Annotated in this window: 16 protein-coding genes; 7 read left to right on the forward strand and 9 right to left on the reverse strand. The window is 38.9% G+C overall.

What is annotated here, in order from left to right; all coding sequences use genetic code 11:
• Nucleotides 1–96: 96 nt before the first annotated feature.
• Nucleotides 97–621: a nitroreductase family protein gene (locus tag IEV74_RS07310; RefSeq protein ID WP_188454713.1), complete on the reverse strand. Its 525-nt coding sequence runs from the start codon at nucleotides 619–621 to the stop codon at nucleotides 97–99.
• Nucleotides 622–776: 155 nt separating this feature from the next.
• Between IEV74_RS07310 and IEV74_RS07315 the strand changes: the two genes are divergently transcribed.
• On the forward strand, nucleotides 777–2,132 hold the full coding sequence (locus tag IEV74_RS07315; protein WP_188454714.1) for an MATE family efflux transporter: 1,356 nt from the start codon (nucleotides 777–779) through the stop codon (nucleotides 2,130–2,132).
• A 79-nt stretch (nucleotides 2,133–2,211) separates the two neighbouring features.
• Nucleotides 2,212–2,457, forward strand: a complete 246-nt coding sequence (locus IEV74_RS07320) for a YuzB family protein (protein ID WP_188454715.1) — start codon at nucleotides 2,212–2,214, stop codon at nucleotides 2,455–2,457.
• On the opposite strand, the gene IEV74_RS07325 is transcribed toward IEV74_RS07320, so the two are convergent.
• The 5 genes from IEV74_RS07325 to IEV74_RS07345 form a co-directional block, all read right to left on the reverse strand.
• Nucleotides 2,429–2,596: a hypothetical protein gene (locus IEV74_RS07325; protein ID WP_188454716.1), complete on the reverse strand. Its 168-nt coding sequence runs from the start codon at nucleotides 2,594–2,596 to the stop codon at nucleotides 2,429–2,431. The two genes, IEV74_RS07320 and IEV74_RS07325, sit on opposite strands and share 29 nt — an antisense overlap.
• Nucleotides 2,597–2,633: 37 nt before the next feature.
• Entirely contained in the window at nucleotides 2,634–3,800 is a 1,167-nt protein-coding gene (locus tag IEV74_RS07330) for an iron-containing alcohol dehydrogenase (protein ID WP_188454717.1), read from the reverse strand.
• A 33-nt stretch (nucleotides 3,801–3,833) separates the two neighbouring features.
• Nucleotides 3,834–4,211, reverse strand: a complete 378-nt coding sequence (locus tag IEV74_RS07335; RefSeq protein ID WP_188454718.1) for a RidA family protein — start codon at nucleotides 4,209–4,211, stop codon at nucleotides 3,834–3,836.
• A gap of 69 nt (nucleotides 4,212–4,280) precedes the next feature.
• Nucleotides 4,281–4,904, reverse strand: coding sequence for a lysozyme family protein (locus IEV74_RS07340; RefSeq protein WP_188454719.1), 624 nt, complete (start codon nucleotides 4,902–4,904; stop codon nucleotides 4,281–4,283).
• A gap of 46 nt (nucleotides 4,905–4,950) precedes the next feature.
• Nucleotides 4,951–6,303, reverse strand: coding sequence for an MATE family efflux transporter (locus IEV74_RS07345; RefSeq protein WP_188454720.1), 1,353 nt, complete (start codon nucleotides 6,301–6,303; stop codon nucleotides 4,951–4,953).
• Nucleotides 6,304–6,649: 346 nt separating this feature from the next.
• On the opposite strand from IEV74_RS07345, the gene IEV74_RS07350 reads away from it, so the two are divergent.
• Entirely contained in the window at nucleotides 6,650–8,269 is a 1,620-nt protein-coding gene (locus tag IEV74_RS07350; protein ID WP_188454721.1) for a long-chain fatty acid--CoA ligase, read from the forward strand.
• A 136-nt stretch (nucleotides 8,270–8,405) separates the two neighbouring features.
• Here IEV74_RS07350 and IEV74_RS07355 read toward each other — a convergent pair whose 3' ends face one another.
• Complete coding sequence (locus IEV74_RS07355; protein WP_188454722.1) at nucleotides 8,406–9,461, reverse strand: NAD(P)H-dependent flavin oxidoreductase; 1,056 nt, start codon at nucleotides 9,459–9,461, stop codon at nucleotides 8,406–8,408.
• 302 nt (nucleotides 9,462–9,763) lie between these two features.
• Between IEV74_RS07355 and IEV74_RS07360 the strand changes: the two genes are divergently transcribed.
• Both IEV74_RS07360 and IEV74_RS07365 read left to right on the forward strand, forming a co-directional pair.
• Entirely contained in the window at nucleotides 9,764–10,552 is a 789-nt protein-coding gene (locus IEV74_RS07360) for a serine hydrolase (protein WP_188454723.1), read from the forward strand.
• Between the two features lie 22 nt (nucleotides 10,553–10,574).
• On the forward strand, nucleotides 10,575–11,870 hold the full coding sequence (locus IEV74_RS07365) for a hypothetical protein (RefSeq protein WP_229683087.1): 1,296 nt from the start codon (nucleotides 10,575–10,577) through the stop codon (nucleotides 11,868–11,870).
• A gap of 105 nt (nucleotides 11,871–11,975) precedes the next feature.
• Here the strand turns inward: IEV74_RS07365 and IEV74_RS07370 are convergent, their stop codons facing one another.
• Nucleotides 11,976–12,125, reverse strand: a complete 150-nt coding sequence (locus IEV74_RS07370; RefSeq protein ID WP_188454868.1) for a hypothetical protein — start codon at nucleotides 12,123–12,125, stop codon at nucleotides 11,976–11,978.
• 96 nt (nucleotides 12,126–12,221) lie between these two features.
• The gene (locus IEV74_RS07375) at nucleotides 12,222–15,389 is read right to left on the reverse strand and encodes a DEAD/DEAH box helicase (RefSeq protein WP_188454725.1); all 3,168 of its coding nucleotides are present in this window, start codon (nucleotides 15,387–15,389) and stop codon (nucleotides 12,222–12,224) included.
• A 246-nt stretch (nucleotides 15,390–15,635) separates the two neighbouring features.
• Here IEV74_RS07375 and IEV74_RS07380 point away from each other — a divergent pair, with 246 nt between their 5' ends.
• Together IEV74_RS07380 and IEV74_RS07385 are read left to right on the forward strand one after the other, a co-directional pair.
• On the forward strand, nucleotides 15,636–16,388 hold the full coding sequence (locus IEV74_RS07380) for an ABC transporter ATP-binding protein (protein WP_188454726.1): 753 nt from the start codon (nucleotides 15,636–15,638) through the stop codon (nucleotides 16,386–16,388).
• Between the two features lie 15 nt (nucleotides 16,389–16,403).
• Nucleotides 16,404–18,263, forward strand: a complete 1,860-nt coding sequence (locus IEV74_RS07385; protein ID WP_188454727.1) for an ABC transporter permease — start codon at nucleotides 16,404–16,406, stop codon at nucleotides 18,261–18,263.
• The last annotated feature ends 311 nt before the right edge of the window (nucleotides 18,264–18,574 follow it).

Here is an 18,574-nt window from a genome sequence, read left to right on the forward strand (position 1 = left end):
CGGACAGCTGTCTTTCGGGCAGCTGTCCGTTTTAGTATAGTAATGTTGCCTGAAACAGGAAGGTTAATGTTCAGTTTCTCAAGCTGCTGCAACACTCTATACAAACCTCTCATAATGCACCATTTCGTCTCTCGGAATATGCTTTTTCGGTTTTGGATTTTCTTTCGGATAACCCAGCCCTAGAACGGCTACTATACGACGGTCATCTGGTATTCCCAATAAACTTTTCACATGATTCTCCCGCTGAAGTGATTCCTGTTCGTCCTGTGAGTGATACACAGCGCCAAACGCAGATCCAAGACCAGCTTCTACCGCCTCAAGCCAGATAAATGCACATGCAATAGAAGCATCCTGCAGCCAATATTTACTCACATCTGGTCTGCCGGTCACGACGATTGCTGCCGGAGCTTCATACTGCCACTTCATATAAGGGGTAGTCTCAGCCAGCTTGTCAAGTACTTTGCGATTTTTTACAATGATCAGATCTTTGGAAGGCAGATTATTTCCAGTTGGGGCAAAAATCCCTGCATCTTCAACCTTCCTGAGTGCTTCATCGGGAATCGATTTGTCTAAATATTTGGTTATTTCACGTCGTTCCTGTATTGCCTCAAAAACATTCATGACGATCACCTCCTAGATTTATCAATTTAATAGTAGCATAATCCTCTAATACCAATAAAGTTACTTGGTTATTGCTGCGTATAAAATACTTTTTAAATCCTGTAAAAAACGATAAACTATAAATCTATTGTATGGAGTGAAAGAAGGATAAATTCGTGAAGGAAAATAAAACGAAGAACTTAACATTATTTGCATTAACTTGGCCAATATTCATTGAAATCATGCTTCATATGCTAATGGGGAATGCCGATACTTTAATGCTTAGCCAATACTCCGATAAAGCAGTTGCGGCAGTCGGGGTATCCAATCAAATATTATCGGTAGTAATTGTAATGTTTGGTTTCGTTGCGCAGGGCGCTGCTATTTTAGTTGCCCAAAACCTAGGGGCAGAGCAACAGAAAAAGGCAGGCGAGATTTCCGTCCTGTCAATCAGCCTGAATTTGTGGTTTTCGTTGCTATTAAGTATACTTCTTTTCAGCTGTGCAAGATGGATATTGCAGCTAATGGACTTGCCGGCTAATATTATGGATGAAGCAATAATTTATATGCAAATAGTTGGTGGCCTTATTTTTGTTCAGGCATTGATTATGACTGCTGGTGCGATTTTACGCAGCTATGGACATACAAAGGATACGATGGCTGTGACGATCGGGATGAATATTCTTAATGTAATCGGTAATTATTTTGTGATATTCGGACCATTTGGGTTTCCTGTTTTTGGTGTTGCCGGGGTGGCATTTTCCACTGCCATTAGCCGTTTTATAGGATTTCTCGTGCTTATCTTTTTACTAATAAAAAGAAGTCAAGGAGAATTGGATTTTAAAAATTTTTTCCGGTACCAAAAAAGCCATGTTAAAGGACTGCTGCAAATTGGCATTCCCTCTGCGGGAGAACAGCTATCTTATAATGCAAGTCAAATGGTGATTACTTATTTTGTTGCACAATTAGGAACAATCGCCATAACTACAAAAGTTTATGCCCAGAATATCATGATGTTTATCTTTTTATTTGCAGTCGCGATTGGTCAAGGCACACAAATATTGATTGGCCACATGATTGGTTCCGGCAAAATAAACGACGCTTATGAACGTGGCATTAAAAGCCTGCAGATATCCATTTTCATTTCCCTTTTCATGGCAAGTATTGTCTATGTGTGTGCAAAACCGTTATTTGGTATATTTACAGATGATAGCACGATTATTGAAACAGGATCGTTTTTACTTTTGCTAACCGTTATTTTAGAACCTGGCCGTGCATTTAATTTAGTAGTGATTAATTCCCTTCGTGCAGCTGGTGATGTAAGGTTTCCGGTTTATATCGGCATTGCTTCTATGTGGGGAATTAGTGTGGTGTTTGCCTGGTTTTTTGGCATTTATTTGAATCTTGGACTTACCGGCATCTGGATTGCATTTATTGCAGATGAATGGCTGCGCGGAATTCTAATGCTCCGACGCTGGAAAGGCAGACAGTGGGTATCCATGAGCTTTGTGCGGAATAAGTCATCATCCTAAATAAACAAAAATATTGATTTGCATTCCTGGATATGCTACAACTAACACAGTCAGTTTAAATAGAAAGAAAGTGATAGCAATGGGTATTGTCATTGTGGATGTTTGTGACGGTAATGCAATCACTACATTAGATATAGAAGGTATTATCGAAAAAGAATTCCCAGAAGTTGCAGTGATGATGAATGAATGCCTATCTTTTTGCGGACTTTGCGCAATTAAACCATACGCCTTAGTTAATGGCAGACGCATTCATGGTAAAACTCCTGAGGAATGTTTAAATAAAATAAGAGCTGCAATCAAAGAAGAACTAGCTGTGTACAACTAACAGCCAGTTCTTTTTTGTTTGGACCGTATTTTCTTGGATTTGGATCGTATTTTTCAAGTTCTGGATCGTATTTCCGAATTCTGGATCGTATTTCAGCTAATTCGGATCGTATTTCACCGAAACTGGATCGTATTGCCATTATTTAGGTGACCAACCACCTTCATGCCCGTACTCAACTACAAACTCGCTTTAAAAATTTCCACAGAATCTTCTCTCGTCAATTTTTTAAAGTTTCCATATTCGGGACGGGCGACAACCGTTTTGTCAGCCATTACATCGACAGAACTTTCATCAATAGAATAGTCGGCAAGTCTTGATGGTGCGCCAATCTCAGACCAGAAATTACGCAATGCTTTTATTCCTTCAATTGCCACGTCGCGATCATTCCTGCCTGTAGGATCAACATCAAATACGCGTACAGCGAATTGTTTAAAACGATCAACATTCTCATCGAGTACATGCATCATCCAATGCGGGAACAAAATAGCAAGTCCTCCCCCATGCGGAATATCATGCACGGCAGATACCGCATGCTCCAAATTATGTGTCGCCCAATCACCTTGGTAGCCCATGTTTAGCATACCGTTTAGTGCTAACGTTCCGCTCAGCATAACGGTTTCACGATACTCATAATTTTCCGGATCATCCAATAGCTTTGGTGCAGTTTCCATTACGGTTCGCAAAATCGCTTCACAAAAACGATCTTGGACAGGGGTATTGGTTGTTTGGTGAAAATAATGCTCCAAAACATGAGACATCATATCAACCATGCCATAAATTGTCTGATCACGAGGCACTGAAAATGTATGTTCTGGATCTAAAATTGAGAATTTCGGAAATGTAAACGGTGAGCCCCATCCATGCTTTTCATTCAGTTCCCAATTCGTAATAACGGACCCGGCATTCATTTCTGATCCAGTCGCAGCAAGTGTCAGTACTGTCCCAAACGGAAGGGCATCTTTCGCATGTTCTTTTTTCGTTACAATATCCCAAATATCTGTATCTGTTTTCGCCCCAACTGAAATAGCTTTTGTACAATCGATTGTACTGCCACCGCCAACAGCAAGGATAAAATCGACACCTTCACGGTTGCATATTTCTACACCCTTCCTGACTGTTGAGACACGCGGGTTTGGTTCTACTCCGGATAATTCAAATACCGTTGCATCCATTTCACGTAATTTTCCCATTACATTATCATAGATTCCGTTTCGTTTAATGCTTCCTCCACCAAAAACAATCAAAACTGTTTTACCATATTTGTTTACTTCATTTGGAAGCGCATCTAATTGACCTTTTCCGAAAATCAATTTAGTTGGATTGTAATATGTGAAATTATTCATTACTTGTCCCTCCTGATGATTCGTTTTGCATTATTATTTCGTGTATACAACAACATCCATTTCGACTAGTACATCTTTCGGCAGACGGCTTACTTCAACAGTTGCACGAGCCGGATACGGTTCTTGCAGGTAACTGCCATAAATTTCATTAATGGTTGCAAAGTCATCCATTGATTGCAAATAAATCGTGAATTTTACTACTTGTGAAAAATCTGTTCCCGCTTCTGTTAAAATGGATTTAAGGTTATTTAATACCTGGTTAGTTTGCTTCTCAATCCCTTGCTCGACTTCACCTGTGCTAGGATTTATGCCGATTTGTCCAGAAACATAAACAAAGTCTCCAGCCTTTATCGCTTGCGAATAAGGACCGATAGCTGCCGGTGCACTCTCCGTATGTATTGCCTTTACCATATTATTTCCTCCCTATATTAACATGTTCTTTTTTCCATCATATCATTCGCCTGGACATGGGTACATTGATTAGCGTTCGTGTTCCGTTAATTCCTCTTTATATTTCATTACATCGCGAACATAATATATGTCACCATAGCACGCATTATATTTCTTTGCTTCTTCACGCAAGCACGAATAAATCGACTTATCTGGTGCTGATTCATACATTTTTTGCGAAAAGTCAATTGCAGCCTCTTGTGTATAATTACCCGATTTAGCTTTGACATAATCAATAAAACCTCTGCCAAAATTATACGATTGGATTGCTAATTCAATGTCACCGCCAGCAGCTTCAATCGTTTTTGAAAAGTAATAGACACCTTGCTTTATCGAAAGCTCCGGTTCATCAATACAACCAATCTTGCCGCAATAGCTCTCCGATGACTGCATTGGGTCATTACCGCGCCCGCCCGATTCCTGCATCATCATCGCAAGCAGCACATCTTTATATTCTAAAACATTATATTGATCTGCATATTTAGCAACAAGCGGTTCATATGCCAGCACTTCATCACTTATGAGGGTACGCTGAATTTGGAATGGTGTGCTATTTTGTTCAAATGATAAAATAGATACTATGACAAATGCACCGCAAAGCATCGCTGTGATAATCATCGTTTGTTTGATTGCTTTTTTCGTTCTTTTCTTCATCTGACTCGACCTTTCAAAACCATATCAGTAGATTCATAGAATCCGCTTAACGCTTTTTTTGCTTAGCAAACAATTCCTTTTCACGCCATCTGCCGAATCGATAATAACCATAAGCAAATAAGCTGCTTACTAGAAAACTAGTACCCATACCAATCGCAATTCCAGTATCACCTAACCAATCAGAAAATAAAGCAGTTAACGGATAGCGAAGTACCCAGAGTGAAATGACATTCAGGGCGAGCACTTGATACATAGCCCCTGAAGCTCGAACAATTCCGTTTAAAATAAAATTGATACCTAAAAACGGGTAACATAAACCGATAATTTGCAGATATTTGGTTCCAAACGCAACTGCCTCTTCGTCCTGAATAAATAACCGCACACCATATTCAGCAAAAAAGACAACTAGAATACCGACGATAAGCATAACAGCAAAATTGTAGAGAACCCCATACCTTGCAATGTTTTTTACACGTGACCAATTTGCAACACCAATATTTTGCCCAGCCATACTGCTGACAGCTGTACCAAGAGCGTGTGCAGGCAGCATCAGCAGGCTATCAAGTCGCTGTGCAGCACTAAAACCCGCCACAACATTGTCACCGAATGAGGTTACAACACTCATAATCGCCGCAACTCCAGCAGAAATAACTGCCATTTGTAATCCAGAAGGAATACCGAGATTTAATATCAGACCCACTTCTTGCTTTGTTGGCAGCTTAGGGATGCTAAACGGGGCAAGTTTTCTGTACAACACAAATGAAATACCGTATAGAAAAGCCAGCCCTTGAGCCGTAATCGTCGCATAAGCCGCACCATCCACACCTAAATGAAACCCGCTTATAAACAACGGATCAAGTACAATATTAAGGATAACCGCAATCATAACAAACCGTAATGGTGTTTTGCTGTCACCCAATGAGCGAAGCACCGTGCTGATAAAATTGTAGCCAAATAAAAATAATATCCCTATAAAATTGATCTGAAGGTACGACCTTGCATCAGCCATCATCGTTGACGGTGTACCTAACAGGCTTAACAATGGTTCTGCGAAAATAAATCCTATGGTTCCTAACACTACTGCTATCGTCGTTAGAATGACAACAAATGCATTCAAATAGCTTTTTAACCCTTCCCCATCATCCCTGCCTTTTTGCTGAGATAAAATAGTCAACGCAGCATTATTCAATCCTATTACAAAGGAGAGTATGGTGAATATAATCGTACTCGAGACAGCAACAGATCCAAGTGCATTTGCACCAAGCAAATTACCAACCCACAAGCTGTCAGCAAATTGATACGATGTTTGCAATAAATTTGTGAGCATGATCGGTCCTGAAAACACGATTAAATGCTTGAGTATATTTCCCTGAGTAAAATCATGTTGCAGTTTCTTCATTCCAAGACAATCCTTCCGTCTTTTGCATATTCTTTTATTTTATCACGTCTTCTTGCAGAATGCCTTTCATATAATTTAAGTGATTAAACAGCGCCTTCCATTCATGACAGGGGAAATTGAATTAAAAAAATTACCTTTCAAAGTGAGCATCTGCTGATGAATATGGTGGAATTACTGATTAAAAAAAATACCGTAATAAAGCTCTAGGAAGCCGCAAGTTGAAAGCGAAGAAAAAGCATGTATCTTACAGAGTATATAAATCCGACTAAAGTTCTAATAATTTTTAAAATAATCCCAATTATATGGTATTATTAATACAAGTTCAATTAAAAAGGAGATGTTTACTATGATGCAAGTTCCGTTAACAGTAGGTTCAATGTTACAGCATGCAGAAAAATTCTTTGCTAAAAAAGAAGTCATCTCACAAACGCATGACAGGCTCCACAGACTTACATACGCCGATATTGGTCAGCGCACTCGAAGATTAATGAGCGTATTAGATGAGCTGGGAGCGAACAGTGGAGACCGCATCGGCACTCTAGCTTGGAATCACCACCGTCATCTCGAAATTTACTTTGCCGCACCAGGGATTGGAGCAGTCCTGCACACCATTAACATTCGTCTATCTCCTGAACACATCATTTATATTATTAATCACGCGGAAGACAAAATCCTTTTCATCGATGAAGATATTTTACCTCTTGTAGAAGCAGTGCAGGATAAGTTAACAACGGTCGAAACCTTTGTTGTAATGACTGACAAGCCTGAGCTCCCAGAGTCCAACCTTAAGCCGCTCTATTCATACGAAGAATTACTGCAAACCGGCGATCCAACCTATTCATTTTCAACAGATATTGATGAGAACGATCCAGCTGGTATGTGCTATACATCTGCTACTACAGGAAAGCCAAAAGGTGTAGTCTATTCACATCGGGGTATCGTTTTACACAGCCTTGCACTCGGGCTGGCCGATTCAGCGGCAATTTCCGAATCCGATGTATCAATGGCTGTTGTTCCTCAATTTCATGTAAATGCCTGGGGTACACCATTTGCATGTACATGGTTCGGTTCAACGCAGGTAATGCCTGGACCTCGTTTTACACCTAAACGACTTGCTGAATTTATTGAAAGATTTAACGTCACCATTACAGCTGGAGTACCAACCATTTGGCTGGGACTTCTTCGCGAATTGGAACAGGGAAATTACAATACATCCAGTTTGCGTGCCGTTCTATGCGGTGGTTCTGCTGCTCCAAGGGGCCTGATTAAAGCATTTGAAGAAAAATATAACATTCCTTTTTATCATGCATACGGTGCAACAGAAACAACACCATTAGTCACCATTTCCAGATTAAAAAGCTACCAGCAGGATTTAAGCATGGAGGAAAAGCTTGATGAACGTGCGAGACAAGGCATTCTTGTTCCGGGATTGGAAATGAAGGTTCTGGGCGGTGATGGTGAGGTCGAATGGAATGGAGAGGAAATGGGTGAATTATTGCTGCGCGGACCTTGGATTGCAAATGAGTATTACAAAGATGAACGAACCGATAGCGCATTTGTTGATGGTTGGTTCCACACGGGCGATGTAGTCACGGTAGATGCGGAAGGTACAATTAAAATTGTCGACCGAACGAAGGATTTAATTAAGAGCGGCGGCGAGTGGATTTCTTCGGTTGACCTTGAAAACGCCCTCATGGCTCACGAATCTGTTTTTGAGGCAAGTGTTGTTGCAATTCCAGATCCAGAGTGGCAAGAACGCCCCGTTGCATGTGTTGTATTACATGAGGGTTTTGCAGGTCGAATTGAAAAAGATGATCTGCTTGAATTTTTGCAACCTCAATTCGCTAAATGGTGGCTTCCAGATGATATTTTATTCTTCGACGAAATTCCAAAAACCTCCGTCGGGAAGTTTTTAAAGCGCGAATTACGTGAGCAAGTGAAGGCACATTATAATATGCAGAATTAATTGGAAGTAAATTAGGATCAGCCGGAATTATGGCTGGTCCTTTATAATGTACATACTAAGGGAGGTTAGGCGGGGTGTCTGCTCTCCTGACGATATTCCTGCTCTCCTGCTGATATCCCAGCTGTCCCGCTGATGATTACCGGTCCCCTCCAACATTTCCCGCCAAATCCCGCACTATTTCCGCTGCGGTTTCTTCCTTACTGATCTGTCCAACACCTTGCCCTGCCCACAACGATTGAAAATCCGCAATTGCAAATTCTTTTCCAGCAGTGCGAATGTCTTTTGTCATCTGATTTTGAACGGGGAATGGCAACGGTTCAACTCCACTGATTTCCGTTTCTTTTATAAATCTATTAATAATAGCCCGCGCTGGTCTGCCTGAAAACACCTTTGTTATTACTGTATCTTCCGCCCCTGCTTTAATTAATGCACGTCGGTAGGCATTATTAGTTCCTGCTTCTTTTGCTGCTAAAAACCTGGTTCCTAATTGAACAGCTGAAGCTCCCATGGATTGAAGCGCGGAAACCTGTTTATTGGAGGTAATACCGCCCGCAGCGACCACCGGAACATCAAATTCATTTAGGAAGTCTTGAACAAGTGCTATCAATCCAATGCTGCAACCATCTTTATACTTCCTTACATCAAACGTCCCTCTATGCCCACCAGCCTCAGATCCTTGTGCAACGATAATGTCATATCCAGCATCAACAAGCTGACTTGCTTCATCTAAATTAGTCGCCATTCCAATCAATGTAACATTATTGTCCTTCAGTCGCTTGATTAATACTGATGACAGCACGCCAAATGCTGTACTTACAATTGGAATATTCTCTTCTAATATGACATAAATTTTTTCCTGTAAATAGTCAGTCACTTTAATCGAGTCCTGACCGGAATCAATAACTAATTCATCTCTAAATCTATTTAATACCTGTTGCATATCAGCTATATCACTAGAGAATGTCTCCAGATTTGCTGCAAATATATTTACTGCGAATGGTTTGTCTGTTAATTTCTTTATTTGCTGGATTTCTTTCTTTAATGCGGCTGCACTCATATAGCCAGCACCAATTGTACCTAATGCACCTGTATTGGCAACAGCTGCAACCAATTCCGGTGTCGTAATTCCCCCTGCCATACCCGCTTGAATAATGGGAATTTCCACCTTTAGCTTGTCCAGTAAATTTTCCATAAAAAACCCTCCATTCCGCCTTATTTTCTACTAAAGCATATCACAAAATCTGCTTCTCCCTAAAAACTATCTTACCTAAACTATAGTTTTTAAAACTTTCCTTACTTTCCTTCTTGACAATATTAAGAAAATTCCGTATTATGGTAGAGATTAACGAACACCGTCGTTAAATGTATCGTTAATGGGTGAAGTTTCTGAAAATACTATTAAATCTTTTTAATAAAACATATAGATAGAAAATAAAGGGGGATTTTTTCCATAATATATCAGATAACTAACCTTCTTTAAAGGCGGAAAAAATCATGAATTTTAATCAATTAAAATCGTCAATCCAAAATCTTGTACATGATGCTATTGATAACTTTTCTATTTTCATTCAAACAAAAGACGGCACTATCACTATCAATGCCTATGAACCAAGAAAAGCAGCTAGCGTTATAAAAGTACCTATGCTTATCGAAGCATTTCGCCAAATTGAAAACAACATTTTTAATCCCAATGCCTTGGTCTATATTGAAGATGACATGAAGGTTGGCGGTGCAGGCATCATTAACTATTTAACAAATTCAAATGTATACAGTTATAAAAATTTACTTGAGCTGATGATCATCGTTTCAGATAACACAGCAGCGAACCTTATCCTCGATAAGATAGGGATTCACAATGTTAATGGATTATCTTCCATGCTTGAATGCAGACATACCCATATCGGCCGAAAATTTATGGATCAAGAAGCACAACAGAAAGGGCTAGAAAATTACACAAGTGCATTTGATATGTTCCAATATCTAAGACTAGCTCGGGAACCAAACAATATAATCAATGAAGACACAAGAAAACAAATACTAACAATCCTATCCCATCAGCAATTAAAGGAAAAGCTGCCATACTACATGATTGATGAGGATAACCTAAACATTTTTCATAAAACAGGGGAATTGCCTGGGGTTGAACATGATGCAGCAATTGTAAATTATCGTGAAAAAACTGTATACGCTGTCATACTAACAGAAGGCTTTGAAAATAATAGCCATGGCAAAACAAGTATTGCAACGATTGGGAAATATGTAATCGACTACATGAAACACTGATATTTATAATAAGGAGGTTTTTATGGTGAAAATTAAGATTGCTGTATTCGGAAGAAAAGAATTAATCAGCCGGCTGAACCATTATGTGGAAGACCAGGATGATATAGAAATTGTTCCATTTATTTATACGAAGACAAAGGATACAATTGAATTAATGGAAACAGCTTTTATGTGCGATATTTATTTATTCGCTGGGGCACTTCCCTATTTATATGCGAAGGAAAAGATCAATAAAAAACGTCTTCCTGCAGTTCAAGTAGCTTTTGATGAATATATGATTCTTACTTCTTTTTATCGATTAAAAAACTATCACAACCAGGCTTTAGACCGAATTTCTATTGATGTCCTGGATAGGGCTCATGTAGACAAGGTTGTCAACGAACTGGATATGCAGGAGCATACCATCTATACATATAGTTACGGTGATGATAAGGTTTTAGATATTGATCTGATTGTTGCCTACCATCAAAACCTATGGAGTGATGGAAAAATTGACTATTGTCTAACTTCCATTGAAGAGGTTGAGCAACGTCTAAAGGAAAAAGGCATTCCAACAAGCTGTATGCAAATTCCGCAAATTAATGTGGAACGCGCAATTGAACAGGCAAAATCAATCGCGAAACTGAATCATAGCAAAAGTGCGCAGATCGTATCCGGATTTGTCCGTATTAAAAACTTTGATTCTCTTATTTCACATAAAGGCGAGCTCACTTCACAAGAACTGTTGCTAAAGTTACACCAAATTTTGCTGAAATTCGGTCATAAAACCTATTCATCTGTCCTTACTAACGGTGATAATCAATTCGTTTTGTTTGGTACTCACGGTATTTTAAATCATATTACAAATCATTATCGGGACTTTCCGCTTTTGCAGGAAATCGAGCGTTCTTTAACCATCTCCGTTGATATTGGTTTCGGATTAGGCTTAACAGCAAAACAAGCTGAGGATAATGCAAAACTCGCTCTTGAGGCGTGTAATCGAACCGAAAGCAGCAATTGTTACATTGTTAACGAACGCCAGGAAACAATTGGACCTCTTGGAGTAGAAAAGCACTTTGATACATCACAGCTATACCATGCACTTATTCATAAAGCTAACTTAAACAATGAATTATCATATAACTTTATTGACTTTATTAAACTGCGTAACAATGAGCCATTTTCAGCGAATGATATTGCGAAATATTATCGTGTGACCAAACGCAGTGCTGAACGTACAGTTTATAAGCTTCTATCAGGAGATGTCATTAAGGTTGTCGGGGAAGAAAAGCCTTATCAAAAAGGACGGCCAAGGAAGCTGTTCCAAATATCGGTATGACAGAGAGTTCACAGACAAGAGGTCAGAGGTCAGAAATTCAAATTTCACCCCTCTGGCTTTTTTTTATGGACAAAAAAATACCCCTAAATCAGGGATATTCTCATGCTAACTTCTATTATCAAACAAAAAATTCATGATACTTTCAAAAATAGAAACATCATCTGTTACTAAAAATACCGGTAGAAGTAAAATTGCTAGTACTACTGCTGCGTTTGCAACGATAAATTTGCTGAAGCCCCTTATGACTTTCCTCAATTCAATCTACCCCTTTCTGAAAGTACAGAATATACTTTATATTATATACTAAATTTATTCCCGTTACACTAAAATCGTAAACAAATTCAGATTTCCTTACAAACTTAACAATTCCCTTACATCATCCTCCGTTAAACTAGACAACATTGTCTCTCCTGGCTGGATGACCTGATCAATCAGCTCCCGTTTCCGCTGCTGAAGCTCATAAATTTTTTCTTCAATTGTTCCTTCTGTAATAAGACGGATAACCTGAACTACATTTTTCTGTCCAAAACGGTGTGCCCTGCCTGTTGCCTGATCTTCAACTGCGGGATTCCACCACAAATCGTACAAGATAACAGTATCGGCCCCTGTTAAATTGAGTCCCGTTCCACCGGCTTTAAGTGAAATGAGAAATACACTTTTTTCACCATTGTTAAAACGATCACTCATTTGCACGCGTTCCTGTGAAGGTGTTGAACCATTTAAATAAAAATATCCTATGCCCTCCTCCTCAAGTTTGCCAATAATAATCTCATGCATACTTGTAAACTGAGAGAAAATCAACATCCGCTTACCACTATCAACGGCATTGCGAACTGTTTCTAATAGCTGTTCTAATTTACCTGACTTGCCCACGTAATTTTCAATGAATAACGCTGGATGGCAGCAAATTTGCCGTAATCTTGTCAGGCCAGCCAATATCTTCATCCGGTTTTTATTAAAATTACTATCTTTCATCGATTGTGCTGCTTCTTGCTGTAATTCACGCAAATAGCCCAGGTACAGTTCCTTTTGCGATTTTGTTAACTCAGATACATGAACGGATTCAATTTTATCTGGAAGCTCTTTTAGCACATCTTGTTTTACCCGCCGTAAAATAAATGGCTTAGTTATTGCCGCTATTTTCTCATTGGTCAATTGCCTGAAGTTACGTTGATTGGGCATAAGACCGGGCAAAATCACCTGAAAAATTGCCCACAATTCATCAATAGCATTCTCAATTGGCGTTCCACTTAATGCGAACCGCTTTTTAGCATTAATTTTACGGATCGCCTGGGAAGTTTTCGTTGCATAGTTTTTAATATACTGTGCTTCATCTAAAATCAATGTATGAAACACCAACCCATCGTATAATTCAATATCCTGTCTCAATGTCGCATACGATGTTATCCAAACGTCCAGATCAGTTAATTCGCGGATCTTCTGCTGCCGTTCCAATGGGGTTCCCGTAAGAATGGCGACCTTTAGCCCTGGGGCAAATTTTTCACATTCATTTTTCCAATTATATAAAACAGATGATGGCGCAACAATTAAGTGCGGTGTATCGTTTGCTTCAGAAAGCATGTATGCAATTGACTGTAACGTTTTCCCTAGGCCCATGTCGTCAGCCAAAATCCCGCCTAAATGATAAGCACTTAATGACTTAAACCATTGGTAACCAGTTTTTTGATAATTTCTTAAGGTTGCGTTCAAGCCTTTTGGCAATGGATAGACCTGGTCCTCCGGTGATTTCAATTGATGCAGCAGCTTTCGAAACGACGGATCATAATTCTTTTTCGTGTCAATTAATTCATCAATTTGTGCCCCGCGGTAAACTGGCATTTGCACATTTCCATCGTTCATGTCAGATTTCTTTATGTCCAGGTCATTGAAAAACTGTTTAATGGAAGTAAACTCTTCCCCTTCTAGTGAAAGCAATGCACCACTTTGCAATCGGTAATACCGCTTTTTTTCCATTACTGCGTTTAGCACCGAGTTAATCTCCGAATCAGCAATACCATCAATATTAAAGCCTATTTCCAGCAAATTAGACGATGATTCAAGCCGTACACTTGTTGATGGAATTGGTTCATTTTCCACAATATAGCTGCGAATTTCGGACGTTAAAAATAACTCAACATACGAATCCAACAGTGGTAATGTATCATATAAAAACTCATATAATTCGTCTTCATCCGCGTCTATATACAGATCCTTCCCATTATAATGGAAATTAGCATGCTCAATTAAACGCATAATCTGCTGTTCTTTTGCCGTATCCCTAATTATGATAACTTCATCTTTTTCCCGGCCGTTAAATGGATCGATTTGATATTCCCCATAATGGTACTCTAATTTACCAACAATCCAATCAGCTTTTACATCAAGGTAAAGCTTTGCCCTTAATGGAACCTGAATAATCTCTTCTGCTACTTTATCTGATATTTGCACATCGCCAACCTTTTTCAAAGAAGGCAGTACCTCAGAAATGAACACATCTGCTTGTTTACCAGAAATGGGCAATTGCTTATTTTCCATACCTAATTTACTGATTTGCTCGATAATCGGCAGTTGTTCCTTCGTTGGAAAATAAAATATTCCTGATGAAAACAACATGCGATAGGTCTTGAAATATATCATCTGAGCCATTTCATTTGTTAATACAAGTTCATTGTTCTCATTTTTCGTTAAGGAAAATTGGTATGGCAGACTGTCACTGACAATATCTGCTTCATCAAAGGTTTTCCCTTCCGATTCCACAGTAAAATCACGCTGAACAAGCTTCTCCAGCAATGTTTTCACAAGAAGTGCCGGAATAACAATAGACCGATCCTGAGAGAATTGCCCACGAAACTCCACAAATGTCCGATCAAAGTACAGCTGCTCATTTTGAAGAATGGAATACAGCAATTCAAAAATATCCATATCCTGTTTTAGAAAATAATGACTTTCCGGATTATAGGTAAATGTTTTCGTAAAATAATGCTCCTGCCCGTTCAGTACATCCTCTAAAAAGGTGTAAGCATCCTTTACAACAAAACATCTTTTTTCTCCTGTTTTCAATTCAATTAATAGTTTACGATCATATGACCATTTACAATAGTATTCCACATGCAATGGTACCTTTTGCGGCAGAATTTCAGCTGTGTCCGGCTGCTGCTGTAAGGAGGTCATGGAATCAATCAATCGTTTCGTAGTTTGATAGTCAAAGGCTGTGTCAATCGGATAATCTATCTGTTCCTTTCTGGCAATTCCAATTAGGGTAGCAACGATATGCTTACATGAACGGTATGTATCAAAGGCGGGACAATCACAATATGCATCAACCGATCCTTTTGACAGGTCGTTCATATTAATTTCCACAAAGTAACGCTCCGTCCCATGAACTGCAGCCGTCCATACATTGTAATTTATATCATATAGGAGATCACTTACACGACCATCCTTGTAATAGTCTAACCCGCGTTTATATACGATAGATGGAAACAATTTTTTTAGATTTGCATCACGAATGCTTTTCAAAACACTTTAAACCTACCTTCTATCTTCTCTATTTCTTTTATTTTATACGAGTCTAGCACGTTTTTAAACTAAAAATCCTTCTATTAGGTTTGGGAAATACGTAAAAAAATATACATGCCCCTAAGCGAAGTCCTGCCATCCATTCTAATCTTACAAAACTGTAAGGATACTGAAAGATAAACAAATACTAGATTAATGCTGAAAGGGATACACTAGCAATAGATTAGAAATTTGGAGGTATGCATGATGAATCAGACTGTCGTAAACGTTAAGGACATTCATAAAGTATTTGGCAAACGAAATGAAAACCAATACCACGCACTAAGCGGGGTTACATTTGATATTAAAGCAGGTGAATTTGTTGGAATTATGGGACCGTCCGGCGCCGGTAAAACAACGCTGCTAAATGTAATATCCACATTAGATAAACCAACAGATGGAACAATAGAAATCGCTGGTACCAACATTACATCCATGAAACAGGGGCAGCTGGCAGACTTTCGTTCAGAGCAGCTAGGCTTTATATTCCAGGATTTTAATTTGCTTGAGAACTTAACAATCTATGAAAATATCGCATTACCGCTTTCATTACAAGGTGTTCCATCACGAAAGATAAAGCCAAGTGTTGTTGAAGTAGCGAAGAAGCTTGGTATCGAAACTATTTTAGAAAAATATCCTGTTACCGTTTCAGGCGGACAAAAGCAACGTGCTGCTGCAGCCAGAGCATTGGTTCATGAACCAGCAATTATTTTAGCGGATGAACCGACCGGTGCGCTTGATTCCAAAAGTGCAAAGAGTTTAATGGACGCAATGGTGCATTTAAACGAAAATCACGATGTGTCCATTATGATGGTGACACACGACCCACTAAGTGCAAGCTATTGTGAACGAATTTTGTTTATTCATGATGGTTCTCTATACAAAGAAATTCATCGCGATGGTTCAAGAAGCGAATTCCACCATCAAATTCTCGATGTGCTGGCAGATTTTGCAGAGTAGAAAGGAGGAATTCAGATGTTACTAAAATTATCATTTTCCAGCATGCGCAAACGATTCAAAGATTATCTCGTATTATTATTCGGTCTAACGATTTCAATCGCGATATTCTATATGTTTGAAACACTGGCACAAAACAAAACATTTATTGAAGCAAACAGTATGATCAGCTCGATTGTATTTGTTTTTCACGTTGGAACATTTATTTTAGGCGCCATTACAGTCTTTTATATATTCTATGCAACATCGTTTATGCTTACATTACGTCAAAAGGAAATGGGAATGTACATGACTCTGGGAGCTAAAAAGCATAAAATTACCCAGCTCATGTTTTTTGAAACCTTTTTTATTGGACTTATTTCGTTAGTAGTCGGTCTTGTTATAGGATTCGGATTAGCTAAAGGCATTGCCGAGCTATTCATGTGGCAGTTAGATTTTAATGGAGAAGGATTCCAGTCATTCTACCTTTCTTCCATTATTACAACAGTCATATTTTATATCATTTTATTTTTATTGACTTCCATCGTAAACGCTTGGAAAATTAGCAGGAAGAGTGTTCTATCCCTGCTTCACGCTGAACAAAAACAGGATTTTGTTAAAACAAAAGGAAGTAGAACGTTTTTTGGAGTTCTTTTAGCCGTCATACTAATTGGCGTCGGGTATTATGCGATGGTTAATATAGCACGTTTCATGCAGCTTGGTTTGATTTTAGCTGCTGTAACGATTATTATCGGAACGTATTTAGTTTTTATCGCGTTTCTCCCTTATTTTGTAAAAAGGTTAAAACAAAACCGTACACTTAATGAAAAAGGAATTAATTCATTTACGCTTGGTCAATTACGATTTCGCATGCTGAACTTAACAAAGGTACTCGGAACTGTCGCTATGCTAGTTGCTCTAGGGCTAGGTGCAATGACAGCAGGTATCTCTTTTTATCATAACATCGAAAAACAAGCATCAACGTTTCATGCAAATGATGTGGTCATTCACCAGCCTAGCAAGGAAGATACGGAAGCGTTGGCGGAAATGAATGTCACAGAGAAAAATGTTTACCACTACAAAGTAGACGGAGACGGTGTTTATTTTCTTAAAAAAGATTTGCTTGTGAATCCACCATTAATTAAACATTCCGATGAGACATTTGAATTACCGGAAACTACCCGGGTTGAAGAATCTTTGCCTGAAGATAACTATATGCTATATGGAGAAAATGATGCCAATCGCTTGCCTGAATTATGGTCCACAGCCATTCGTACAGAAATGAATGCAAGCTATCAACTATTTGGCGCAAAAGATATTTATGTCTATGGCACTTCCGAATATCAGAATATAGTGAGTGATGAACAGCAAGTCATTTTAGCAACTGTTGACGACTTTAAGAACTATCTTCCGCAGCTGGAAATAATCAACCAAAATCAGCTTGAGCTAGCTGAAACGTATCGAGATGACGATGTTGAAAATGCAGGTAATACTAAGTACAGCAATTATATAGCTTTCAAAGCGATAGCAAGCGGAACAATTTTTATGGGATTCTTCCTGGGTGTTGCATTTTTAATGATGATGGCAAGTGTGTTAATGTTTAAGCTATTATCCAGCGCTGCTTCGGATATTCACCGATACAGTATGCTGCGAAAAATTGGTGTAAGGAAGTCGTTGCTGGTTAAATCTATTTACAGGGAATTGTTCTTGCTTTTCCTTTTCCCGGCATTGGTCGGACTTGTCCATGTTATCGTGGGAATGCAGATGTTTTCGTTCATTATTATCGAACCATATTTGAAAATTTGGATTCCAATCAGCATTTTCATTGTGATCTATGGTATTTATTATTGGATTACTGTACAGATGTATAAGCGGATTGTATTGCCGAAAGAAGTATAATCGACAGAATATCAATACCGATTAACGTTTACTAAACGGTACAATACGACATTCTGCATAAAGAGCAGCTTGCCTGTAATGTCTAAAAGAGGCTGGGACATAACTAAATTGTTTAATCCGAAACCGAACATTTCACCATACTAGCGAAGGAAATACACGGGGACTTCTGCGGGATGAAAAGCCTAAGTGAGTCTACGTAGAGCGATACTCGGAGTAGGCTCAGAGCGCCCGCGGGAAGCGTAGTGTATTTCCGTAGCGGTATGTATCACCAACTATGTTCGGATTTTATTTTGGTTAAACACTTTTGTCCC

Origin of the sequence: Virgibacillus oceani (genome assembly GCF_014638995.1) — a bacterium.
GTDB lineage: Bacteria > Bacillota > Bacilli > Bacillales > Amphibacillaceae > Virgibacillus_E > Virgibacillus_E oceani.